The 361-nt window shown below is 68.1% G+C and carries 1 protein-coding gene; it reads left to right on the top strand.

Translation table 11 applies throughout. From position 1 onward, the window contains the following. A partial coding sequence (locus AX737_RS31265) for a DUF2268 domain-containing putative Zn-dependent protease (protein WP_245293533.1) occupies nt 1-298 on the top strand: 298 nt, incomplete at its 5' end. Nucleotides 299-361: the final 63 nt, after the last annotated feature.

The raw sequence follows: 361 nt of genomic DNA, 5'->3' as shown, positions 1-361 counted from the left end.
GTTCGTAAACCGCCTGTTCGGCTCGCCGCCCGAGCCGTGGGAATGCGCCGTTACCGACGAGGTGATCGCGGCCAACCTGCCGGACAACGCGACCCTCGTCGGCAACGGTCACGACCACCGCGCGTGGTTCTTCGGCTTCGGGGGACGGTATCCGCGCTGGCTCGGCTACACCCTCGGCTACCGGATCGTGGGCGACTGGCTGGAGGCGGGGGCAGATCTCGGCGGCGATACCTGGGTCACCATCCCCGCGCACGAAGTCATCAAAGCGGCCCGCGGACGCACACTGTCGAACCTATAACCCGCCGACTAGAGCCGCGCCCGAGCGTGTTGGGACGTCTCGGAGCCCGAGACGTTGAGGGGT

The organism is Methylobacterium sp. CCH5-D2, assembly GCF_001556475.1.
Lineage (GTDB): Bacteria > Pseudomonadota > Alphaproteobacteria > Rhizobiales > Beijerinckiaceae > Methylobacterium > Methylobacterium hispanicum.
Note: the sequence above shows the minus strand (reverse complement) of the source record. Positions and strands in the feature narration are given on the sequence as shown.